The following is a 21,695-nucleotide window of genomic DNA, read 5'->3' as shown; positions in this document are numbered from 1 at the left end:
TTCTTAATGACGCTGACCGAAATCCGCCGCCTGCTCGACGAGCGGGGCATGCGCCCCCTCGCGCGCTTCGGGCAGAACTTCCTCCACGACCAGAACCTCGCGAAGGCGATCGTCCTCGAGGCGATCGGGGAGCTCTACCCCGCCGGGCCGGTCCTCGAGGTCGGCCCCGGCCTCGGGGCGTTGACCGAGCTCATCCTCGACGCGGGCCTCGAGCTCACCGCCCTCGAGATCGACCGGGGCCTCGCCGCCCTCCTCCGGGAACGCCTCGGCGCGAAGCCCGGCTTCACCCTCGTCGAGGGCGACGCGCTCGAGACCCTCGCCGATCCCGCCTTCCGGGAAAGCGCGGGCGGGCGGCCCCGCCTCTTCCTCGGGAACCTCCCCTACAACATCTCGACGCCCCTCCTCGCCGCCGTCCTCGCCCTCCCCCGGCCGCCGCAGCGGATCGTCATGACGCTGCAGAAGGAAGTCGCCCAGCGCCTCGCGGCGAAGCACGGCACCTCCGACTACGGCGCGATCACCATCCACATCCAGAGCGGCTACGCCGTCCGCCTCGTCCGCGTCCTCCCGCCCTCGGTCTTCTATCCCGTCCCCGAGGTCGATTCGGCCGTCGTCCGCCTCGACCGCCTCGCCGCGCCCCTCGTCCCCGAGGAGGAGAGCGCCGCCTTCCACGCTTTCGTGCGGAAAGGCTTCTCCCAGCGGCGGAAGAAACTTTCCAACACCCTCGGCATCGCCGATTCCCGCCGCCCGGAGGAACTCTCCGTTCCCGAGTGGGTCGCCGCGTGGAACCAATACAAAGAAATCACCCCCAACCCCTAACCTCCACCCTCCTAAGCCATGCTCCTCGCCCCCCGCTCCAAATTCCTCCTCATCGGCGACTCGGTCACCGACGCCGAACGGACCCGCCCCGTCGGCGAAGGCCTCTTCAACGCCTACGGCAAAGGCTACGTCGCGAACGTCGAGGCCCTCCTCTCCGCGACGATCCCCGACCACGCCATCCGCGTCGTCAACATGGGGTGCGGCGGCCACACCGTCCTCGATTTGAAAAAGCGGTGGCAGACCGACGTCCTCGACCTGAAGCCCGACTGGCTCTCCATCGCCATCGGGATCAACGACGTCTGGCGCCAGTTCGACATGCCCCTCATCACCGAGGCCGCCGTCGCGCTCGAGACCTACGCCGCGACCCTCGAAGAACTCGTCGTCCAGACGAAGCCGACGTTGAAGGGCCTGATCCTCATGACCCCCTACCTCATCGAGCCGATCAAGACCGACCTCATGCGCGCCCGGATGGACCAGTACGGGGCCGTCGTCCGCGACCTCGCCGCGAAGCACGGCGCCGTCTTCGTCGATCTCCAGGCCGCCTTCGACGACGCGCTGACGAACCGCCACTCCTCCAGCCTCGCCTGGGACCGCATCCACCCGAACGCGGCGGGCCACATGGTCATCGCGCGGGCGCTGTTGAAGGCCATCGGCTATCAGTGGTAGGGGGGGCGCGGGGTGGGGAGCGCCCTTCGGGGCTGGCGCGGTCAACCCTGTACAGCTGGAGGCGAGCCGCTTTAACGCCACAGAGGGGCTTCGCCCCTCCGTGACCTCCTGTTCTGAGGGCCTTAGCTAGGCGGACGCGTTTCCCCCTGCGCCTCGTCTCCGAACTGGATTAAAATCGGATGGTTCCAGTACGCCCGAGGGTACGTACTGAAGGGGTAGCGGTACCCATACGCCTAGACTCCTATCGGGAGAGAAGCGTATGGGAAAGATATCCTCAGGGATTCGGCATCGAGGAGATAGGCCTGCTTCTTGGATGCTCCTTCCCATGGCTCGGCCCTCAAGGGGGTTAGATCCAGCGGAGTAGAGTGGGCGTATGGGAGATAGGCCTCTTGGGTTGCGCCTCATCGACACCACGGCCTATCAGAGGGGGAGGTGCAGGAGGGGCGCAGCCCCCTCTTGCATCTCTAAACGCGCGTCCGGCATCCAGCTGCACAGGGAGATGTACCCGGTCCCGAAGGGCTGCCCCTCCCCCCGCGCCCCCCTACCGCCGGTTCGCCCGGAGCAGGAGCCAGAAGCCGAGCGCCTCGAAGAGGAGGTTCGGCATCCAGATGATCAGTTCCGGCAAAAGATGGGTGCGGGTCTTCAGCGATTCGGCGATGAGGATCACCAGGTAGTAGGCCGCGACGATGGCGAGGGAGAGGACGAGGCCGACGGAGGTCTCCCGCCGCTGCGCCTGGATGGCAAGGGGGATCCCGACGAGGACGAAGGTGAACGAGGCGAGCGAGAGCGCGGCCCGTTTCTGGAACTCGGTGAGGAGGGGGGTCATGTTCGGCGTCCGCAGGATCTGGAGGGGGTCGAAGACGAGGCGGCCGATCTCGCTCAGGGTCATCACGCCGGTGCTCTTGTGCTGCTGGAGGCGGGTGAAGATCGGGGTGAGGGAGATCTCGAGCGGGAGCTGCGCCGCCTTGATCCCGGAGGAGAGGCGATGGAGGTCCTCGGGCGTCGCGGCGTTCCGCTCGTCCTGGCGGGCGTCGTAGAGGTTGAGGAGGATCCGGTCGTTCGCGAGGTCGGGGACGATCTCGGCGCGGGCGGCCCGGATCGAGCGGAGCGGGCGCGATTGCTCGTCGATCTGCCAGATGTGGACGTCGCGGAACTGGGCCCCCTCGCGCTCGCCGACGTAGAGGCGGAAGCCGTCGAACTCGTTGATGACCCGCCCGGCGGTGAAGAGGCTGAGGGGGTCGCTCCGGAGGATCTCGGCGAAGTTCTCCTTGAACATCTGGCGGCTCTTCGGCGCGAGGGAGGCGTTGATCCAGAAGCTGAGGGTGCTGGCGAAGAGGGCGAGGACGATGACCGGCGCGATGATCGGCGCGAGGCCGATGCCGCTCGCCTTCATCACGGTCAGCTCCTGTTCGCGCGACATCCGCCCGAAGACGAGGAGGACGCCGAGGAGGAGGCCCCAGGGGAGGGTGAAGGTGAGGACGAAGGGGATGAGGAGGACGACGAGTTTCGCGATGACGAAGAACGAGATTTCGCGGTTGAGGAGGAGCGCGAAGACGTCGCGGAAGACGTTCGCCAGCAGGAGGAAGAACGTCAGGACGAACGTCGTCACCAGGGAGACCCCGAGGAGCTCGCGATAGAGATGACGGTAGAGAGTGCGCATGACGACCGAAGAGGGGCTTATTTAAGGCGAGCGCGGCCCCCAAGTCGATTGGGGATTTGCGGCATCCTAGCCGCAGAGCCGGACCAGCGCGCGGCGGTAGAACGCCCCGAAGGCCCCCGGCTTCAGCTCCTCTTCCAGGGAGAGGGGGAGGGCGAGGTCGAGCCAGCGGATCGTGGTGTACCGCTCGGCGGCCAGCCGGGCGAGGGCGAGGTTCTCGGCGGCGCGCTCGTGGTTGACGAAGCGGCGGTTGAGCCAGAAGCGGGTGACGAGGGAGAGGAGGTGGCCGGGGCCGCCGGGGGTGAGGCGCTTCAGCGCGGCGGCGGTGAGGCTGTCGACGCGGCGGACGGTCTCGAGGTCGGCGGCTTCCCCGCCGGGCGCGCCGAGGGCGTCGAGGCCGGCGCGGAGGCCGAGGACGCCGGTGGAGAGGTTGTCGGGGAGGACGATCCGGCCGGGCCGCCGCTGCTCGGCGCGCCAGAAGATGGGGAGGAGCTGGGGGTGCCAGATCGATTGGGGCGGGGCGGTCTTGCCCTCCTCCTCGGGGCCGTCGATGACGGCGGCGAGCCAGCGCCAGGCGCGGAGGGCGGGGGCGGCGTCGACGGGGATCGCCTGGAAGAAGTCGACGGTGGTGAAGTCGAACCCGATGCCGACGAGGCGCTGGGCCTGCTTCCAGACGTTGCTCCACTCCTCGCGCCGGACGGCGCCCTGGGTGAGGTGGAGGACGGAGCGGACGTGGGTCGGCCGGTGGGAGAGCATCTCGACGGCGGCCCCTTCGCCCGAGGAGAAATCGGCCGAGGCGGCGAAGTGGTTCAGCGCGTTGCAGAGGGCGTGGGACCAGAGGACCGCCTCGGGGCCGTCGTACTTTTCCTCCGAGGTGAATTGCCGCCGCCGCTGCCACTCGCGGCGGAAGAGCTCGTCCTCGCCGACGATGAGGAGGGCCATGAGGGTCTCGGAGAAGTGGCGGAGGGTCCGCCGCTCCTCCGCCGGGCGGAGGGCGAGGCGCTCCAGCAGGCCGATCCCCTTGCGCCGCCGCGTCTCGGGGGTCCACTGGTAGCCGTGGTGGAGGAGTTCCCCGCGGAGGTTGGCGTAGGGGGGGAGGTAGTTCGGGGTGGGGTGGACGATGCCGTGGAAGGCGTAGTCCGGCGCGGCCCGCCCGATGCGGAAGAGGCGGCTCCGGCTCGCCGCGCCGTGGAGGTAGACGTTGCGGAGGACGAAGCTGAGGGCGTTCGGGATCTCCGTCGAGTCGGGGGGCTCGAGGGCGTCGATCCGGTTCAGTTCGCGGACGATTTCCCGGCGCAGCTCGGGGGAGACCTCCTCGTCGGCGTCGATCTGGAAAAGCCAGCGGCCCGAGGCGCGGGCGATGGAGACGTTCCGGGCGTCGGCCTCGACGCCGTTCCACGGGAAGAAGTGGACGGCGGCCCCGGCCTCCCGGGCGATCTCGACGGTCCGGTCGGTCGATCCGGTGTCGACGACGACGACCTCGTCGGCCAATCCGGCGAGGCTGGCGAGGCAGCGGGGGAGGTTCGCCTCCTCGTTTTTCACGATCAGGATGGCGGAGAGGCGGGGTTGGGCGGGGGCGTCACTCATGAAACCGGAACCGCTGGAATACCATGCCCGGGCGGGATTGTCGATTTTCCCCCGCCGGGTTTCCCAATCCCGTGCTAAGGTGGGGGTGGGACCCTGTCCCAAGCCCAAACCCTATGTTCCTCCAACGTTTCCTCAAGATCGGCGCCGCCTACCAGCAGGCGAAGCGCCTCCGCCACGTCGCCGCTGTCCTCCTCAAATACGGCTACGGCGACCTCGCCCGGCACCTCCCCCTCCCCCGGGCCGACCGGCTTCCCTTCCGCCGCGTCCGGGTGACGCAGAAAGCCGTCCAGCGGATGACCCCGGCGGAGCGGGTCCGCCGGGTCTGCGAGGAACTGGGGCCGACCTTCGTGAAGCTCGGCCAGCTCGCCGCCGCCCGCACCCGCGTCCTCCCGCCCGAATACATCGCCGAGCTGGCGAAGCTCCAGGACCAGGCCTCCCCCCTGCCCTATGCCGACATCGTCGCCATCCTGAACGAGGAGCTTCCCCTTCCGCCGGAACAGGTCTTCGCCGCGATCGAGGAGACGCCCCTCGCCTCGGCCTCGATCGCCCAGGTCCACCGCGCCCGCCTCCTCACCGGGGAGGAGGTGGTGCTGAAGGTGCAGCGGCCCGGGATCGTCGAGACCGTCGAGGAGGACTTCGCGATCCTCCGCCACCTCGCCGAGCTGGCCGAGGTCCACCTGCCCGGCTGGCGGCTCCACCGCCCCGTGGCGCTGATCGACGAGCTGATCGAGAGCCTGCGGAAGGAGATGGACTTCACCTGCGAGGCGGCCCACCTGGAGCGTTTCGCCTGGCAGTTCCGCGAGGAGGCCGGGCTCCACGTCCCCGTCCTCTACCGGGACTTCACCACTCCGCGCCTCCTGGTCCTCGAATACATCGACGGGATCAAGGTCTCCGACCACGCCGCCCTCCAGGCCGTCGGCATCGATTGCCGCGTCCTCAGCGTCCGCATCGCCGACCTCGTCATGAAGCAGGTCTTCGAGTTCGGCTTCTTCCACGCCGATCCCCACCCGGGCAACCTCCACATCCTCCCCGACCAGCGGATCTGCTTCCTCGACTTCGGGATGATGGGCTTCCTCGACCTCCGGACCCGCGAGGCCTTCGTCGACTTCGTCTGGGCCATCGCCCGCCACAACGAGGCGAGCGCGGCGACCGCCCTCCTGAAGCTGACCGAGAACCAGGCCGAGCCGGTTCGCGGCCCCTTCGAGGCCGACGTCGCCGAGTTCATGCACGCCCACTTCTACCGCCCGGCGGGGGAGCTCCGCTTCGCCTCGGTCGTCTCCCAGCTCTCCCACCTGGCGACGAAGCATGGCCTCCGCCTCCCCTCGAACCTCGTCCTGATGCTGAAGGCGATCAGCGTGATGGAGCAGCTGGTCCGGGAGCTCAACCCCGAGTACGACCTCATCCTCCACGCCCAGCCCTTCATGAAGCGGACCCGCCTCGGCCGCCTCCGCCCGCGACGCATGATCCTCGGGGCGCTCGAGTTCGCCCAGGAGATGACCGAGGTCGCCCGCGACCTCCCGCAGGAGCTCCGCCGCTTCGCCACCCAGGTGAAGGGGGGCCACATGCGGATCAAGTTCCACCACGAGGGCCTCGAGCCGGCGGCCCACGCCTTCGAGCGGGCGGTGAACCGCCTCTCCTTCGCCGTCGTCGTCGCCGCCCTCGTCATCGGCTCCTCGCTGATCATCCACGCGAAGGTCCCGCCGCTGTGGGGCGACGTCTCGGCCCTCGGCCTCTTCGGCTACCTCCTGGCGGGGTTCCTCGGGTTCTGGATGCTCGTCGGCATCCTGCGGCACGGGAAGATGTAGGAGGTCCGGCCCCACTGGCCCTACTGGGTCGGCTGGTCGAGGGAACGTTGGGCCGTCAGGCGGTCGTAGCGGCTCTTGTCGGCGGTGCGCCCCGCGAGCTTCGGGTGGTTCACGTCGGCGACGAGGTGGAGGCTGACCTTGTCGGGCTCCCAGCTGGCGACCCACTCGGCGGGGGTCGTCCCGGCGAGCCACAGGGGCTCCAGATGGCGGTTGTCGATCCCCCAGTAATGGCCCTGGGCGTCGCGGAAGACGAAGAGCGCGTGGCGGTCGCCGAAGCCCGCCGAGTCGGTCCAATCGTAGACGATGATGTGGCTCTCGCCCCCGGCGAGGGTGAAGCGGCGCTGGAGGTCGAGGGCGAAGACCCCGCAGGTCGTCCACCCTCCCTTGCCCTTCACGTCGAGGGCGCTCGCCATCTCCCAGCCGTCGTCGACCTGCTTTTCGAGCTTCTCGGTTCCGTCGGCCGCCACGATCGCCTTGGTCGAGAAGGTCATCACCGTGGCAGTGAGGAAAAGGACCGTGATCATCTTGAACGTCGTCATAGGCGAGTGAGTCGAATCACGCGCCGTGCCAACGCGGCAAAAAGGGAGGAGGCGCGGGAATCGGGATTTTCATAACCTGCTGAATTCAAAAAGGATAAAAATCGGTGAGGGAGTGGACTTTTCTTTTTGCGGTCTCCGGACGGGGCTCCAAATCGAGCCGCTCGGGCCCCGTGTCCTGACACGGTTTTGATCGCGCTGGTCAAGTTCTGATCAGCTTCAAGGGCTCCCCGTTTTCGGAAAGCTTTATCCGGCGGGCTTCGACTTGTTCTCGCCTCCGTACCCTTGCCGGACGACAACAATCCGGCGCGTTCTCATGACAAGCCGCAGAAAGCGGGCTCCCTTTTTGACTGCTAGCAAAGACGGACCAATTTATGAAGAGATCCCATCCCGAGCAGCTTGTTCCCGGTGTCCGTCCCCTGGCCCGCGGCGTTTCCTCCCCGATCCGCTACGGCCGGATCTCGATGATGGCCCTCGTCAACGCGATCATGATCGCCGGGGCCGCCGGGGCGAAGGCCGAGACCCCCTCGGCCTCCTCCTCCGCCTCGACCTCGGCCCCGGGCAACACCGCCGACACCGGCACCGCCACGAAGACGAAGAAGGAAGACGCCGCCCTGGACGAGGTCGTCGTCACCGCGAAGACGAAGAGCGACTACCAGACCGACAAGCTTTCCTCCGGCAAATACACCGAGCCCCTCCGCGACGTCCCCCAGACGGTGACGATCGTCCCGAAGGAAGTGATGCAGGACCAGAACGCCTCGTCGCTCCGCCAGGTGCTCCAGAACGTCCCCGGCGTCACGATGCAGGCCGGTGAGGGTGGCAATCTCTCGGGCGACAACATCAACATCCGCGGCTTCAACGCCCGCAACGACATCTTCGTCGACGGCATGCGCGACAGCGGCGTCTACAACCGCGATCCCTTCAACCTCGAACAGGTCGAAGTCATCAAGGGCCCCGGCTCGACGGTGAGCGGCCACGGCTCGACCGGCGGCTCCCTCAACATGGTGACGAAGACCCCGGAGCAGGAGAATTACTACTCCGCGAACGTGGGCCTCGGTACCGACGAGTACACCCGCGAGACGATGGACATCAACCAGCAGATGAAGACCCCCGCCTTCGCCGAGAACATCAGCGATATCGCCTTCCGCCTCAACGGGGTCTACCAGTACAACCAGTTCGCCAACCTCAACACGGTCTACAACAACCACTGGGCCATCGCTCCCTCGGCCACGTTCAAGATCGGGCCCGACACGAAGCTGACCTTCTCCTACCTCCACCAGCAGGAATCGAACCTCACCGGCTACGGCATCCCGACGGTCTCCAACGGCTATTCCTTCGCCGCCAACCCGACCTACCATAGCTACTTCGGCCAGCCCGCGCCCTATCGCTACAGCAGCTTCTTCGGCTACTCGAACAACGATCACGAGAACACCTGGACCGACATCCCCACGTTCAAGATCGAGCACACCTTCGACGACGACCTGAAGATGTCGAACACGAGCCGCTACGACCGCACCTACCGCGATTCCGTCGTCAGCTCGCCCCGGTTCGAGAACGTCGGCAATGGCATCACCCCGACGGCGACGACGCCCCTCACCGCCGGGCAGGTCGCCCGCGAGTCGAAGGGTCGCCACCAGCTCGACGACCTCATCGCGAACGCGACCGAGATCACCCAGCGTTTCAAGACCTGGGACCTCGACCACACCTTCGTCGGCACCGTCGAATTCAGCCGCGAGCAGGAGAACAACCGCACGGCGAACGGCGTCCCGGAATCGACCCTCTCCGGCGACAACTACCCCTACATCCTGAACTATGGAGACGAGACGCTGGCCCGGGCCTACACCTCGGCCTTCTCCCTCTTCGACACGATCAAGTTCGACGAGCATTGGGAAACGAGCCTCGGCATGCGGTTCGACCACATCCAGTCCGATTCCCAGACCCTCGGCTACATCACGCCCACGGGCGCGGGCCATTTCTACCGGACCGACGATCTGCCGAGCTGGCGCGCCGCCCTCGTCTACAAGCCGGTGAAGAGCGGCAGCTTCTACGCGGGCTACGGCACCTCGTTCAACTCCTCGATCCAGGGGACGGCCAACGGCAACAGCGCCGCCGGCCTCACCAGCGGCACCTCGCTCCTCGAGCCCGAGGCCGACGAGACCTACGAGATCGGGACGAAGTGGGACGTGCTGAAGGACAAGCTCTCCCTCACCACCTCCCTCTTCCGGACGAACAAGACCAACGCCCGCATCACCGATCCGACGACCTCCATCGCCTACAGCCTCTCCGGCATGCAACGCGTCCAGGGCGTCGAAGTCGGCGCGACGGGGAGCATCACCGAAGAGTGGAAGGTCTTCGCCGGTTACACCTACATGGAGAGCAAGGTCATCTCCGCGAACTACGCGAACCTCCAGAGCATCGGCAAGCGCCTCCCGAACACGCCCGACCAATCGGCCTCCGTCTGGACGACCTACGATCTGCCGAAGGGCTTCACGATCGGCAGTGGCGCGCAGTTCATGGATCGTCGCTTCGAGAACACGAACAACATCAACAGCGAGCCCGGCTACTGGAAGCAGGACGCGATGCTCTCCTACAAGCTGAACCAGAACATCACGATGCAGCTCAACGTGACGAACCTCTGGGACGTCGAATACATCGACCGGATCGGCGGCAGCCAGAGCGTCCCCGGCGCGGGCCGCAGCGTTGTCTTCAGCACGAACTTCAAGTATTAAGCGTCGATGCTCTTCCCCATCGCCGATGTCCTGAATCCCGAGCAGGTCGCCGCCGCCCGCGAGGCCCTCGCCAAGGCCGAGTGGATCGACGGCAAGGCGACCGCCGGGTACCAGTCGGCGAAGGCGAAGGACAACATGCAGCTCCCCCAGGATCATCCCGTCGCCCGTCAGGTCGGCGAGATGATCCTGGCCGCCCTGGGCCGGAACCCGCTCTTCATGGCGGCGGCGCTCCCCCTCCACGTCTACCCGCCGATGTTCAACCGCTATTCGGGCGGGCAGCAGTTCGGCACCCATGTCGACAACGCGATCCGGCAGATCCCCGGGACGGGCCACCGCGTCCGCACCGACCTCTCCGCGACGCTCTTCTTCGCCGGTCCCGAAGAGTACGACGGGGGCGAGCTGGTGATCGAGGACACCTACGGGCCGAAGGCGGTGAAGCTCCCCGCCGGGCACATGATCCTCTATCCGGCGACGAGCCTCCACTACGTCCGCCCCGTCACGCGGGGGGCGCGGCTCTGCTCGTTCTTCTGGATCCAGAGCATGATCCGCGACGACGGGAAGCGCGCCATCCTCTTCGACCTCGACCAGGGGATCCAGCGCCTCGCCCGGGACCTCCCGGGGAACGAGGCCGCCGAGGCCTCGACGGTCCAGCTGACCGGGGTCTACCACAACCTCCTCCGGCAATGGGCCGAGATGTAGGGGGAGGCCTCTTTCCCGCTCCCTTTTCCTTTTCTTTCAAAAGGCCCTTCCGGAAGGAAGGGCTTTTGTCGTAACATCGACCTTTTTCGATCGTCTTGCCCTCAACGTCTTTTCACCCTCCCATGCGCCTCTTCCTCCTCCGCTTCCACCTCATCGTCGGCCTCGTCGCCGGGCTCCTCATCCTTCTCATCGGGGGGACCGGCCTCATCCTCGCCGTTCAGCCCGCCCTCGACGCCTATCAGGAGCGGCACCTGACGAAGGTGGCGGTCCCCGCCACCGAGGCCGAGCGCGAGGAGCAGCGCCTCCCGCTCAATACCCTTGCCGCGAAGGCCGAGGAGACGTTCGAGCGGAAGCCGAATTCACTCACCGTCCGCAACGATCCCGCCGCCGCCGTCGCCTTCGGCCTCGGCCAGGAGCGGACCCTCTGGCTCAATCCCTACACCGGCGAGGTCCTCGGGGAGAGCCCGAAGGCGGGGCAGCAGTTCTTCCGCACCGTCGAGAACCTCCACCGCTGGCTCGCCCTCACGGGGAAGGGCCACGACCTTGGGCTGAAGATCGTCCTCGGCGCGACGGCGTGTTATTTCCTCCTCCTCGTCAGCGGCCTCTTCATGTGGGACCGCCGCTTCCTCAAGGACAAGAGCAACCCGCGCCGCTGGCACAAGGAATTCGGCTTCCTCGCCTCGCCCCTCCTCCTCGTCTCGGTCGTCACCGGCCTCGTCATGGCGGTCAACGGCGTCTTCCTGAACGGCGGGGGCGGGCCGGGCATGGGCGGACGGGGCGGCTTTGGCGGCGGGCGCAACGGCGGCGAGCATCAGGAGCACCGCCCCCCCGTCGATTACGACGCCCTCCTCGCGACCACCGTCGCGAAGGTCCCGGCCTGGCGGCAGATCAGCTTCCGCGCGCCGCGCGGGCGCGGCATGCCGTCGGGGACGATCACGGCGACGATCGAGGAGGACCGCTGGATTCCCCACGCCAGCTCGCGCCTCACCCTCCCGCTCGATCCCGCCTCGGAGACGCCCGCGCAGTTCGAGTCCTACGACGAGACGCCCCTGTGGCGGAAGACGCTCGGGCTGAGCCGCACCGTCCACGTCGGCCAATACGGCGGCTGGCTCGGGCTGGCGGTGACGGTCGTCGTCGCCGTCGCCACGATCGTCCTCGTCCTTACGGGGTTCGTCCTGGCCTGGAAGCGCCTCCGCCCCAAAAATCGATCAGGAGCCGTCCCATCTCCGCGTGGGTGACGGGGCGCTCGGAGGAGAGGAGATCCTTCCGCGCGAGGTAGACGAGGCTGACGTTCGCGACGGCGAGGAAGACCGCCACCGCGAGCGTCAACGCGAGCAGCCATCTCTTTTTTCCCGAAGGGGTCCTCTCCGCGGCCCGGTCGAGCAGGAAGCCGAAGCCGACCATCAGCGGGAGGATCGCCCCCTCGAAGGCGCGGAGCCCGAACGAGGCGCCGAAGAACCAGCACGACCACGCGCCGTTGACGATCCACAGCGCCGCGCACGAGAGGAGCCAGCACCGGGGCGCGGCGGAGGCCTGCCGCCAGGCCAGCCAGCCGAGCCCCGCCGTCCCGAGGAGGAGGAGGGGATTCCAATAGTAGAGCCCGTGGAACGGGGAGAAGAGGACCGCGCCCCAATGGGGGTGGCTCCAGTCGAACGATTCGTTCCCGTAGGAAGGCATCAGCCACGTCCCGAAGACCGCCTTCCACGCCGCCATCTGGAGGGCGACGCAGAGGGCGAAGGGGAGGAGCGCGAGGAGCGGCCCCATCGGGTTTTTCCTCACGTGGCGAACCAGGACCAGCGCCGGATGGAGGAGCAGGACGACGGCCTGATACCGGGAGACGACGGCGAGCCCCGCTCCCGCGCCGAGGAGGAGCCAGAGCGCGGGGGAAGGACGGCGTCCTTCCTCCGTTTCCTCGATCTTCAATGCCGCCCAGGTCGCGAGCGCGAAGCAGAAGAAGACGAAGCCGTGGGCCATCGTCGTCGCGCTCGCCTGATAGTAGACGAGGAAGGAGCCGAGCCAGAGGAGGAGGACGCCGGGGAGCGCCCGGGCGCGGGAGACGAAGCGGAGGGCGATCCGCCAGGCGAGGGCGAGGCTGGCGAGGGCGTAGGCGAGCTGGCCGAGGAAGAGCGCCGTCTGGTAGGCCGCGCCGTAGCCGTCGAGGGGGAGGCCGAGGAGGCGCGAGGCCCCGGAGCCGAGGAGGTACCAGGGGACCGCGCCGAGCGCCCAGCCGATCCCGTATTTGTTCGGGAGGAGCCCCGTCGGCGTCCGCTCCGAGGAGAGGACGAGGCTCCGGAGGTCGTCGGGCATCGTCGCGCATTCGGCGACGTCCCGGGCGAGGTCGACGTCGTGGCGGACCATCGCCCCCCGGAGCCAGAAGTAATAGTAGCTGTTGTCGCACCCGGAGATCGCCGACTTGAAGGCCTTCCCCGGCTTCGGGAAGAGGCAGGCGATCCGGTCGACGAAGAAGAAGAGGAAAACCCCCGCGACGGCGGCAACGAGGAGCGGCGTCCCCCAGCGGGAGAAGCGGGAAGGACGGGAAGGGGAACCGGAAGCGGCCATCGGTGCAACGATGGCGCGCGCGGGGCGGGGACTCAAATCAATTGAGCGCCCCGGCGGGAGCGCGGAATCAGCTGTCGAGGCGGAACCGGACCGGGACGCTGACGCGGGACTTCACCGGGGTGCCGCCTTCCATCGCGGGGCGGAAGCGCCAGTTGCGAACGGCGGAGACGGCGGCCGAGTCGAGGTCGGAATAGCCGCTGCTCCCCGCGACGTCGATGTTCTCCGGGCGGCCTTCCTCGTTGACGATCACCATCAGGCGGACGAGGCCCTGCTGCCGGGCGCGGCGGGCGCTCTCCGGGTAGGTCGGCGGGGGGTTGCGGAGGTAGTCGGGCTTCACGTCGCGGATCGCCCCGGCCTCGGAGTGGACGGTGGTCGCCGCCTTGCCCGGCTTCGGGGAGCTGCCGTCGCCCTTCTCGGGCTGCGGGGGCTGGGGCGGCTCGGGCTTCACCTCGGGCTTCGGCGGCTCGACCTTCACGACGATCGGATCGGGCTCGGGATCGAGGACGTCGGGCGGCTGGACGACGGGGGTCTCCACCTGCTCCTGGACCGTCTCCTTCGGCGCGGCGACGAGGTCGAGCTCGAGGCTGTTCTTCCCCGCGTCGATGGCGAAGACCGCCTGCTCCCGGTGGCCGAAGGGGCCGACGCAGATGACGATGACGTGGACGAGGGCCGAGAGGCACCACGGCAGCCAGACCCACATCGACGGCTTCCGGTCCCCCGCCGCGACGAAGGCGGGAAGGGACGACGAGGCCCCCTCGCCCGCCACCAGGGCGCGGACGACCCGGACGGAACCGGAAGCGGAGCCGGGACGGGAGGACGGGGCAGTCGCGGGGAGGGTGGCGTTCATGGGGGTGGGAAGCGGGGAAGGGTTGGGGGCTTCGTTCGGTTCTTCGCTTGGAAATTACTTGGGATTCTTGCCGGTCTCGAAGGCGACTTTGGTGATGCCGGAGGAGCGGACGGCGTCGAGGACGGCGATCGCCTTGCCGAAGAGGGCCTTCTCGTCGCCGTGGATGAAGATGCGGGGGGAATCCTCGGTCTTCTTCAGCGCGTCGAGGCGGGCGGGGAGGGCCTCGATCGCGACGGCCTCCTTGTTCCAGTAGATCGTCCCGTCCTCCTTCACCGTGAGGGCGACTTCCTCGTGCCGTTCCTGCGGGGCGGCGGTGACCGCCTTCGGGAGGTTGACGGGGATCGCGTGGTTCTCCACGAGGGTCAGGGAGACCATCATGAAGGTGGCCAGGAGGAAGAACATCACGTCGATGAACGGGATGATCTCCAGCCGGGGCCGGGACTTCGCGCGGGGTGAGACGAGGCGGGCCATGGAGTCCGGTCTTGAATCTGGAGGCTTAGACGCCGACGCCGTCGCGGGCGGCGGCGGTCGCCTGCTGGCGGGTGACGAGGAGCTCCAGCCGGGTCATCGCCGACTCGAACTCGCGGCGGACTTTCTCCAGCCGGGCGTTGAGGTAATTGAGCGGGATCAGCGCGAGGATCGCGACGCCGAGGCCGAAGGTGACGGCGATGAGGCACTCCGAGACGCCGCCGGTGAGGGCCGCCGTCTTCCCGGCGAGGTCTTCGCCGCCGACGAGGTTGAAGGCGCGCATCATGCCGGTGACCGTCCCGAGGAGGCCGAGGAGCGGCCCGAGGGTGACGGCGGTGTCGAGGACGACGAGGCCCCGGTTGTGCCGGTCGAGCTCGGCCTGGGAGGCCTCGATCATCGCCTCGGTGAGGGAGGCGTCCCGGTGGGCGAGGCCCTGCGAGAGGACGATCGCGATCCGGTCCGAATTGGCGGGGAGCTCGAGCGCCGCCTCGTCGATCCGGCCGTGCTCGACGAGGGAGAAGATCCGGCGGACCTCGTTGAGGTCGCGGTAGCGGGCTTCCTTCACGAGGAAGAGAATCCGTTCGACGACCACGCCGACGGTGACGAAAGAGAGGATGAGGATCGGCCACATGATCGGGCCGCCTTTGACGAAGAGTTCGATAAGCATAAAACGGAAAGGGATAAGGCTTTTTAAGTACTATCGGCCCCCTCCTTTCCTCGCTAACGCCCCCTTGCCCTCGGATAGCTTCGGATTGCGCTCCTTTGCGGGAGAATGAAGAGCCCCGGACAACTTCTTTTTCATGCAATTTGCAATATCGAGAAAAAAACTCAGGCGGGCTGCCCGAAAGCGGGAGGCCTCCCGGAGCACGCCGGAGGGTGATTTCTCAGAGTAAATCGGGGAAACCGCCCGCCTTGGCCCGCCTTCTGCATCCCTGAGGGAGAACCCCTGTCCCCCGAGCTCCCCTTTCGATGAAAACGTACCATTGTGTCTGCGGCCAACTCGTCTTCTTCGAGAACGTCCGGTGCGTCAGTTGCCAGCGGGAACTCGGGTTCCTTCCCGATCTCCTCTGCCAGAGCCCGATCGAGGCGGCCCCGGGCCAGGGTCCGGGAACGCGCCCGAACCTCTTCGTCGCCACCGCGCCCGCCGCGAAGGGGCGGCTCTATCGCAAGTGCCAGAATTACTCCCGCGAGGTCGCCTGCAACTGGATGATCCCCGAGGAGGAGGGGGCCGAGCCGTTCTGCACCTCGTGCCGCCTCGACGAGACGATCCCCGATCTCTCCACCGAGCAGAACCGGACCCTCTGGCGGCTGATCGAGGCCGCCAAGCGCCGCCTCGTCTACACCCTGATCAAGCTCGACCTCCCGTTGCTGAACCGGATCGACGACCCGCGCCAGGGGCTCTCCTTCCGCTTCCTCGCCGACGCCCCCGGGATGCCGGTCCTCACCGGCCACGAGGACGGGATCATCACGCTGAACATCGCCGAGGCCGACGACGGCGAGCGGGAGCGGCGGCGGCTCTCGATGCAGGAGCCCTACCGCACTCTCCTCGGCCATTTCCGGCACGAGATCGGCCATTATTATTGGGACCGGCTCGTCGCGGGGACGAAGTACCTGAAACCGTTCCGCGCCCTCTTCGGCGACGAGCGGGCCGACTACAACCAGGCCCTCCAGAATTACTACGCCACCGGCACGCTGCCGAACTGGCAGGAGTCGTACATCAGCGCCTACGCCACCGCCCACCCGTGGGAGGATTGGGCCGAGAGCTGGGCCCATTACCTCCACATCCAGGACACGCTCGAGGTCGCGATGAACTACGGCCTCGCCGACAAGCGGATGGCGCTCGAGACGCCGGGGGCTCCCCCTTCCGACGATCGCGCGGCCTCGAAGTCCTTCGAGGAAAAGATCGCCGCCTGGTCGGAGCTCTCCATCGCCCTCAACAGCATCAACCGGAGCATGGGGCTGAAGGACATCTATCCCTTCGTCCTCTCGACCCAGGTCGTCGAGAAACTCCGCTTCGTCTCCGAAGTGATCGCCGGCCGTTCCGTCGAGATCGCCGTCGCCCGCACGGAGACGCCGGCCCCCATCCCCGCCGGCCCGTCGGCCAGCCCGAGCGTCGTGGCCGGAGTCTAGGCGGATGCGCTAAGGCGCGGCGACCCGCTCGGGAATCGCCTTCAGCAGCCCGGCGACGCGGGCCGGGGTGATCTCGGTCAGGCACCCCATCGGGATCGCCTGGGGGCAGGTGCGCCGCATGCAGGGGGCGCACGGCGTGTGGAAGGTCTCCACCTGGACGTGGGGGCCGATGGGCCGCGTCTTCCGCCAGTCGGTCGCGCCGAAGAGGGCGACGGTCGGCGTCCCGAGGGCCGCGGCGAGGTGGGCGGGGCCCGAGTCGGTGCTCAGCACGGCGCGGGCGTTCTTCAGCACCGCCATGAGTTGCGGGAGCGGGAGGCGGCCCCGGAGGTCGTGGAGGTTCCCCGTCGACGAATAGAGCGGGAACCACGGCCCCTCCCCGATCACGGCGAAGGGGATCTCCGGCATCGAATCGATCAGCGTCTGGTAGTAGCGCCACGGCCAGAGCTTCGTCCGCCAGCGGGAATGGGGATGGAGGACGACGTAGCGCCCCGCCTCCAGCCCCGCGATGGCGAGGGGCGGCGGGTTCAGCGCGAAGGCGAAGGGATCGGGCGGGATGCCGAAGTGGCGGAGGAATTCGAGGTACTTCTCCTGCGCCGGGGGGGGCGGCTCGAGGATCGTCTCGGTGTAGAAGAAGGTCGAGCCCTCCCGCGCCGTGGCGAGGCCGACGCGGACCGGCGCGCCCGAGAGCCACGTGAGGAGGCCGCTGCGGAAGAGCCCCTGGAGGTCGAGGACCATGTCGAATTTCTCCGCGCGGAGCTGCTCGACCCAGCGCCAGAGGCGGGGCCAGTTCCCCGGCTTCATGAACTTCTTCGGGAGGACGATGAGGCGGTCGATCGCGTGGTGGTCCCGGAGGAGGGGCTCGTAGAGGTCGAAGGTGAGCCAGCCGATCTCGGCGTCGGGCCACGCCTGCCGGAGGCCGACGGCGACGGGAAGGGCCTGGACGATGTCGCCGAAGGAACTCGGCTTCACGATCAGGATCTTCTTTTTCGCGGCGGCGTGCATGGCGGGAAAGGGGAAAGGGAAAAAGAGAATCAGCGGCCCCGCTCGAGGCGGGAGGCGAGTTCCTCGGGCAGCCCGGCAAGGATGATCTTGCGCTGCGTCAGCGCGAGGTCGTAGGGGATGCGGCGGAGTTCGAGGACGCCGGTCCGGGTGTCGAAGAGGGCGTAGGAGGCGCGGGGATCGCCGTCGCGGGGCTGGCCGACGCTCCCGATGTTGACGAAGTAGCGGCGGCCCCCGGCGGAGGCCGGTTCCGCCTCGGCGACGCTCCCCTCGGTGATCGCGGAGAGGGCGCCGATCTCGAACGAGGCGCTCGCCTCGGGTTCCCGCGCGTCGTGCCGGAGGTCGACGCGGTGGTAGCAGTAGGTCTCGACCTTCCCCTTTTCCTCGGCGACGAAGAAGTGGGGGACGTGGGTGTGGCCGAAGAAGCCGATGCGGGTCTTCTGCCACGAGAGGCTGACCTGGGCGTCGAGCGCGGTGAAGACATAGGCCCACGAATCGGGCCGGGCGAAGGTCGAGTGGACGAGGGAGAAGTCGCCGAGGGGGCCGGTGCTCCGGATCGTCTTGTGGAGGGGAAGCTTGCGGAGCCATTCCTTCTGCGCCTCGTCGAGCGCGTTGCGGGAATAGCGGAGGCCCTCGGCGGCGAGGGGGGCGAAGTCCTCGGGCTCGGCCGCGCGGGCGGCCTCGTGGTCGTGGTTGCCGCGCACCGTCGTCGCCGCCGCCTCGACGATCCGCTCGACGCAGGCGGAGGGATCGGCGTTGTACCCGACGATGTCGCCCAGGCAGAGGACGCGCCCCGCCCCGGAACGCTCGGCGTCGGCCAGGACCGCTTCGAGGGCTTCGAGGTTGGAGTGGATGTCTCCCAGAAGGGCGTACTTCATCAGAGGGGGATTTAAGGGCCCGCCGGGGAAATAGACAAGCCCCCCCTCAAGCCCCCCGCCCCCCGGCGGGGGGCCTCCCTCCTCAATGATGATGGACCGAGGCCAATTCCTGCGGGACCGCCTTCTCCCGGGTGAACTTCTTCTCGAGCAGGCGGAACAGGACGTAGAACACGGGGGTCAGGAAGAGCCCGAAGACCGTCACGCCGAGCATGCCGGAGAAGACCGCCACGCCCATCGCGTGCCGCATCTCGGCGCCCGGCCCCTCGGAGAGGACGAGCGGGACGACGCCCATGATGAAGGCGAACGAGGTCATCAGGATCGGGCGGAGCCGGAGGCGGGCGGCCTCGATGGCGGCGTCGACGGTCTTCCGGCCCGCCGTCTCCAGCTCCCGCGCGAACTCGACGATGAGGATCGCGTTCTTGCACGCCAATCCGGCCAGCACGAAGAGGCCGATCTGGGTGAAGATGTTGTTGTCCCCGTGCGAAATCCAGACCCCGACGATCGCCGAGAAGAGGCAGAGCGGGATGATGAGGATGACGGCGAGCGGGAGGAAGAGGCTCTCGTACTTCGCCGCCAGCACCAGGAAGACGAGGAGGGCGCAGACCGGGAAGACGAGCATCGCGGTGTTCCCGGCGAGGATCTGCTGGTAGGTCAACTCCGTCCACTCGTAGCCCATGCCCGCGGGAAGGGTCTCCTTCAGGATCTTCACGATGGCGTTCTGCGCCTGGCCGCTGGAGAAGCCGGGGGCGGCCCCGCCGTTCAGGTCGGCGGAACGGAAGCCGTTGTAACGCATCGCGCTCTCCGGCCCCGTCGTGTCGGTGACGCGGACCATCGAGCCGAGCGGGACCATCTTCCCCTCGGCGTTGCGGGTCTTCAGCCGGAGGATGTCGTCGGGCTGGGAACGGAATTCCTTGTCGGCCTGCGCGATCACCTGGTAGGTGCGGCCGAATTTGTTGAAATCGTTCACGTAGAGGGAGCCGAGGTAGATCTGCATCGTGTCGAAGACGTCCTGCACGTCGACGCCGAGCTGCATCGCCTTCGTCCGGTCGACGTCGACGTAGAGCTGCGGGACGTTGACCTTGTAGCTGCTGAAGACGCCCGCCAGTTCGGGCGTCTGCATCGCCTTCCCCTGCACCTGCTGCATCGCCGCGTTGAGGGCGTCGTAGCCGAGGTCGGTCCGGTCCTCGACCTGGAGCTTGAAGCCGCCGATGGTGCCCAGGCCCTGGACGGGGGGCGGCGGGAAGATGGCGATGAAGGCGTCCTTCACCCCGTTGAACTTGCCCTGGAGGCTGTGGGCGATCGCCCCGCCGGACAGGGCGCCCTTGCCGCCGTTGCGCTCCTCGAACGGCTTCAGCGTCACGAAGACGATGCCGGCGCTCGAGCTGTTGATGAAGCCGTTGATCGAGAGGCCGGGGAAGGCGACGGCGCTCTCGACGCCCGGCTCCTTCAGCGCGATCTCCGACATCTCGCGGATCACCTTCTCGGTCCGCTCCAGGTTCGCGCCGTCGGGGAGCTGGGCGAAGCTGACGAGGTATTGCTTGTCCTGCGAGGGGACGAAGCCGGGGGGGACGATCTGGAAGGCGTAGTAGGCCCCGACGAGGAGGAGGAGGTAGATGCCGACCGAGGCGGTCTTCCGCCCGACGATGCCGCCGACGCCGGTGCCGTAGCGTTCCGAGCTGCGGGTGAAGAAGCGGTTGAAGAGGCCGAAGAAGGGGCCGAAGACCTTGTCGATCGCCTTGGTGAGGGGATCCTTCGGCGCGTCGTGGCTCTTCAGCAGGATCGCCGCGAGGGCGGGGCTGAGGGTGAGGGAATTGAACGCCGAGATGATCGTCGAGAAGGCGATGGTCAGCGCGAACTGCCGGTAGAACTGCCCGGTGAGGCCGCTGATGAAGGCGATCGGGACGAAGACGGCGCAGAGGACGAGGGTGATCGCGATGATCGGGCTCGTCACCTCGCTCATGGCGCGGTTCGTCGCCTCGCGCGGGGAGTGGCCGTCGTGGATGTTCCGCTCGACGTTCTCGACGACGACGATCGCGTCGTCGACGACGATGCCGATGGCGAGGACGAGGCCGAAGAGGGAGAGCGCGTTGATCGAGCCGCCGAAGGCGTGCATGATCGCGAAGGTGCCGACGATCGAGACCGGCACCGCCAGCAGCGGGATGATCGAGGCGCGCCACGTCTGGAGGAAGAGGATGACGACGATGACGACCATGACGAGCGCCTCCAGCAGGGTGTGGATGACGGCCTTGATCGAGCCGCGGACGAAGACCGTCGGGTCGTAGACGATCGAGTAGTCGACGCCCTCGGGGAAGTTCTTCTTCAGTTCCTCCATCGTGGCGCGGACGTGGTCGGAGATCTCGATGGCGTTGGAGCCGGGGGACTGGAAGATCGGGATGGCGACGGCGGGCTTGTTGTCGAGGAGGGAGCGGAGGCCGAACTCGGAGGCCTCGACCTCGATGCGGGAGATGTCCTTCAGCCGGGTGACGACGCCGCCCTCGCTCCGCTTCACGATCATCTCGCCGAACTGTTCCGGGTCCTGCAGGCGGCCCTGGGTGTTGACGGGGAGCTGGAGCTCGACGCCCTTGTCGTAGGGCGGGCCGCCGATGACGCCGACGGAGGCCTGGACGTTCTGGCGGCGGATCTGCCCGACGACTTCCTGCGCGGTGAGGCCGACGGCGGCGACCTTCTCCGGGTTCAGCCAGATGCGCATGGCGTAGTCGCCGGAGCCGAAGAGCTGCACCTGGCCGACGCCCTGGATCTTCGCGAGCTGGTCCTTCACGTTCAGCGTGGCGTAGTTCCGCAGGTAGAGCATGTCGTAGCGTTCGTTCGGCGACTTCAGGTGGACGACCATGGTGAGGTCGGGGGAGCTCTTGATCGTCGTGACGCCGAGGCGCTGGGTGACCTCGGGGAGGCGGGGGAGGGCCTGGTTCACCCGGTTCTGGACGAGCTGGGTGGCGAGGTTGGCGTCGGTGCCGAGCTTGAAGGTGATGGTGAGCGTGAGGCGGCCGTCGGTCGAGGCCTGGGAGAACATGTAGAGCATGTCCTCGACGCCGTTGATCTGCTCCTCGAGCGGCGTGGCGACGGTCTCGGCGATCGTCTTCGGGTTCGCGCCGGGGAACTGCGCGTTCACGACGACGGAGGGCGGCGCGACCTCGGGGTATTCCGAGATCGGGAGCTGGAAGAGGGAGATGAGCCCCGCCAGGAAGATGGTGAAGGAGATGACGCCCGCGAAGATCGGGCGGTCGATGAAGAATTTGGAGAGGTTCATGGGACGGGAAGGAAAGTGGGGGCGCTGGACATGGTGGGGGTGTGCAGCGCC

17 protein-coding genes are annotated in these 21,695 nt (G+C 67.7%); 7 read left to right on the top strand and 10 right to left on the bottom strand.

Annotated features, from left to right (window positions below):
• Positions 1 to 6: 6 nt before the first annotated feature.
• Together rsmA and BLU04_RS03925 are read left to right on the top strand one after the other, a co-directional pair.
• The gene (gene rsmA, locus BLU04_RS03930) at positions 7 to 816 is read left to right on the top strand and encodes a 16S rRNA (adenine(1518)-N(6)/adenine(1519)-N(6))-dimethyltransferase RsmA (protein ID WP_093282487.1); all 810 of its coding nucleotides are present in this window, start codon (positions 7 to 9) and stop codon (positions 814 to 816) included.
• An 18-nt stretch (positions 817 to 834) separates the two neighbouring features.
• Complete coding sequence (locus BLU04_RS03925; RefSeq protein WP_093282484.1) at positions 835 to 1,482, top strand: SGNH/GDSL hydrolase family protein; 648 nt, start codon at positions 835 to 837, stop codon at positions 1,480 to 1,482.
• Positions 1,483 to 2,023: 541 nt separating this feature from the next.
• On the opposite strand, the gene BLU04_RS03920 is transcribed toward BLU04_RS03925, so the two are convergent.
• Positions 2,024 to 3,142, bottom strand: a complete 1,119-nt coding sequence (locus BLU04_RS03920; protein ID WP_093282482.1) for an LptF/LptG family permease — start codon at positions 3,140 to 3,142, stop codon at positions 2,024 to 2,026.
• A gap of 66 nt (positions 3,143 to 3,208) precedes the next feature.
• Positions 3,209 to 4,726 (bottom strand): glycosyltransferase family 2 protein, encoded by a 1,518-nt coding sequence (locus tag BLU04_RS16800; RefSeq protein ID WP_197673024.1) that lies wholly within the window; start codon positions 4,724 to 4,726, stop codon positions 3,209 to 3,211.
• 113 nt (positions 4,727 to 4,839) lie between these two features.
• Here BLU04_RS16800 and BLU04_RS03910 point away from each other — a divergent pair, with 113 nt between their 5' ends.
• The gene (locus BLU04_RS03910; RefSeq protein WP_093282479.1) at positions 4,840 to 6,531 is read left to right on the top strand and encodes an AarF/ABC1/UbiB kinase family protein; all 1,692 of its coding nucleotides are present in this window, start codon (positions 4,840 to 4,842) and stop codon (positions 6,529 to 6,531) included.
• A 20-nt stretch (positions 6,532 to 6,551) separates the two neighbouring features.
• Here the strand turns inward: BLU04_RS03910 and BLU04_RS03905 are convergent, their stop codons facing one another.
• The gene (locus tag BLU04_RS03905; protein WP_093282478.1) at positions 6,552 to 7,070 is read right to left on the bottom strand and encodes a hypothetical protein; all 519 of its coding nucleotides are present in this window, start codon (positions 7,068 to 7,070) and stop codon (positions 6,552 to 6,554) included.
• A 371-nt stretch (positions 7,071 to 7,441) separates the two neighbouring features.
• Between BLU04_RS03905 and BLU04_RS03900 the strand changes: the two genes are divergently transcribed.
• The 3 genes from BLU04_RS03900 to BLU04_RS03890 all read left to right on the top strand — a co-directional run bounded on the left by BLU04_RS03900 (position 7,442) and on the right by BLU04_RS03890 (position 11,733).
• Positions 7,442 to 9,796 (top strand): TonB-dependent siderophore receptor, encoded by a 2,355-nt coding sequence (locus BLU04_RS03900; RefSeq protein ID WP_093282476.1) that lies wholly within the window; start codon positions 7,442 to 7,444, stop codon positions 9,794 to 9,796.
• A gap of 6 nt (positions 9,797 to 9,802) precedes the next feature.
• Positions 9,803 to 10,495 carry a Fe2+-dependent dioxygenase gene (locus BLU04_RS03895; protein WP_093282473.1) on the top strand — a complete coding sequence of 231 codons (693 nt, stop codon included), beginning with the start codon at positions 9,803 to 9,805 and terminating at the stop codon, positions 10,493 to 10,495.
• Positions 10,496 to 10,617: 122 nt separating this feature from the next.
• Positions 10,618 to 11,733: a PepSY-associated TM helix domain-containing protein gene (locus BLU04_RS03890; RefSeq protein WP_093282471.1), complete on the top strand. Its 1,116-nt coding sequence runs from the start codon at positions 10,618 to 10,620 to the stop codon at positions 11,731 to 11,733.
• Here the strand turns inward: BLU04_RS03890 and BLU04_RS03885 are convergent.
• The 4 genes from BLU04_RS03885 to BLU04_RS03870 form a co-directional block, all read right to left on the bottom strand.
• Positions 11,657 to 13,054, bottom strand: coding sequence for a glycosyltransferase family 39 protein (locus BLU04_RS03885; RefSeq protein WP_093282467.1), 1,398 nt, complete (start codon positions 13,052 to 13,054; stop codon positions 11,657 to 11,659). The genes BLU04_RS03890 and BLU04_RS03885 overlap by 77 nt on opposite strands.
• 67 nt (positions 13,055 to 13,121) lie before the next feature.
• The gene (locus BLU04_RS03880) at positions 13,122 to 13,901 is read right to left on the bottom strand and encodes an energy transducer TonB (RefSeq protein WP_093282464.1); all 780 of its coding nucleotides are present in this window, start codon (positions 13,899 to 13,901) and stop codon (positions 13,122 to 13,124) included.
• A 54-nt stretch (positions 13,902 to 13,955) separates the two neighbouring features.
• Positions 13,956 to 14,372, bottom strand: coding sequence for a biopolymer transporter ExbD (locus tag BLU04_RS03875; protein WP_093282462.1), 417 nt, complete (start codon positions 14,370 to 14,372; stop codon positions 13,956 to 13,958).
• 25 nt (positions 14,373 to 14,397) lie between these two features.
• Positions 14,398 to 15,036, bottom strand: coding sequence for a MotA/TolQ/ExbB proton channel family protein (locus BLU04_RS03870; protein ID WP_093282459.1), 639 nt, complete (start codon positions 15,034 to 15,036; stop codon positions 14,398 to 14,400).
• Positions 15,037 to 15,338: 302 nt separating this feature from the next.
• Here BLU04_RS03870 and BLU04_RS03865 point away from each other — a divergent pair, with 302 nt between their 5' ends.
• On the top strand, positions 15,339 to 16,499 hold the full coding sequence (locus BLU04_RS03865) for a putative zinc-binding metallopeptidase (protein ID WP_093282456.1): 1,161 nt from the start codon (positions 15,339 to 15,341) through the stop codon (positions 16,497 to 16,499).
• 9 nt (positions 16,500 to 16,508) lie between these two features.
• Here the strand turns inward: BLU04_RS03865 and BLU04_RS03860 are convergent, their stop codons facing one another.
• The 3 genes from BLU04_RS03860 to BLU04_RS03850 all read right to left on the bottom strand — a co-directional run bounded on the left by BLU04_RS03860 (position 16,509) and on the right by BLU04_RS03850 (position 21,644).
• Positions 16,509 to 17,501 carry a glycosyltransferase family 9 protein gene (locus BLU04_RS03860; protein WP_093282454.1) on the bottom strand — a complete coding sequence of 331 codons (993 nt, stop codon included), beginning with the start codon at positions 17,499 to 17,501 and terminating at the stop codon, positions 16,509 to 16,511.
• Between the two features lie 29 nt (positions 17,502 to 17,530).
• Complete coding sequence (locus BLU04_RS03855; protein WP_093282451.1) at positions 17,531 to 18,376, bottom strand: metallophosphoesterase family protein; 846 nt, start codon at positions 18,374 to 18,376, stop codon at positions 17,531 to 17,533.
• An 82-nt stretch (positions 18,377 to 18,458) separates the two neighbouring features.
• Positions 18,459 to 21,644 (bottom strand): efflux RND transporter permease subunit, encoded by a 3,186-nt coding sequence (locus BLU04_RS03850; RefSeq protein WP_093282448.1) that lies wholly within the window; start codon positions 21,642 to 21,644, stop codon positions 18,459 to 18,461.
• Between the last annotated feature and the right edge of the window lie 51 nt (positions 21,645 to 21,695).

Source organism: Verrucomicrobium sp. GAS474 (assembly GCF_900105685.1).
Lineage (GTDB): Bacteria > Verrucomicrobiota > Verrucomicrobiia > Methylacidiphilales > GAS474 > GAS474.
This window is presented reverse-complemented; position numbering and strand designations above follow the sequence as displayed.

Coding starts and splice junctions, on each gene's coding strand:
- BLU04_RS03895 (WP_093282473.1), top strand. CDS start 9,803: ATGCTCTTCCCCATCGCCGATGTCCTGAATCCCGAGCAGGTCGCCGCC.
- BLU04_RS03900 (WP_093282476.1), top strand. CDS start 7,442: ATGAAGAGATCCCATCCCGAGCAGCTTGTTCCCGGTGTCCGTCCCCTG.
- BLU04_RS03885 (WP_093282467.1), bottom strand. CDS start 13,054: ATGGCCGCTTCCGGTTCCCCTTCCCGTCCTTCCCGCTTCTCCCGCTGG.
- BLU04_RS03855 (WP_093282451.1), bottom strand. CDS start 18,376: ATGAAGTACGCCCTTCTGGGAGACATCCACTCCAACCTCGAAGCCCTC.
- BLU04_RS03860 (WP_093282454.1), bottom strand. CDS start 17,501: ATGCACGCCGCCGCGAAAAAGAAGATCCTGATCGTGAAGCCGAGTTCC.
- BLU04_RS03880 (WP_093282464.1), bottom strand. CDS start 13,901: ATGAACGCCACCCTCCCCGCGACTGCCCCGTCCTCCCGTCCCGGCTCC.
- rsmA (WP_093282487.1), top strand. CDS start 7: ATGACGCTGACCGAAATCCGCCGCCTGCTCGACGAGCGGGGCATGCGC.
- BLU04_RS03925 (WP_093282484.1), top strand. CDS start 835: ATGCTCCTCGCCCCCCGCTCCAAATTCCTCCTCATCGGCGACTCGGTC.
- BLU04_RS16800 (WP_197673024.1), bottom strand. CDS start 4,726: ATGAGTGACGCCCCCGCCCAACCCCGCCTCTCCGCCATCCTGATCGTG.
- BLU04_RS03905 (WP_093282478.1), bottom strand. CDS start 7,070: ATGACGACGTTCAAGATGATCACGGTCCTTTTCCTCACTGCCACGGTG.
- BLU04_RS03865 (WP_093282456.1), top strand. CDS start 15,339: ATGAAAACGTACCATTGTGTCTGCGGCCAACTCGTCTTCTTCGAGAAC.
- BLU04_RS03910 (WP_093282479.1), top strand. CDS start 4,840: ATGTTCCTCCAACGTTTCCTCAAGATCGGCGCCGCCTACCAGCAGGCG.
- BLU04_RS03890 (WP_093282471.1), top strand. CDS start 10,618: ATGCGCCTCTTCCTCCTCCGCTTCCACCTCATCGTCGGCCTCGTCGCC.
- BLU04_RS03870 (WP_093282459.1), bottom strand. CDS start 15,036: ATGCTTATCGAACTCTTCGTCAAAGGCGGCCCGATCATGTGGCCGATC.
- BLU04_RS03920 (WP_093282482.1), bottom strand. CDS start 3,142: ATGCGCACTCTCTACCGTCATCTCTATCGCGAGCTCCTCGGGGTCTCC.
- BLU04_RS03875 (WP_093282462.1), bottom strand. CDS start 14,372: ATGGCCCGCCTCGTCTCACCCCGCGCGAAGTCCCGGCCCCGGCTGGAG.
- BLU04_RS03850 (WP_093282448.1), bottom strand. CDS start 21,644: ATGAACCTCTCCAAATTCTTCATCGACCGCCCGATCTTCGCGGGCGTC.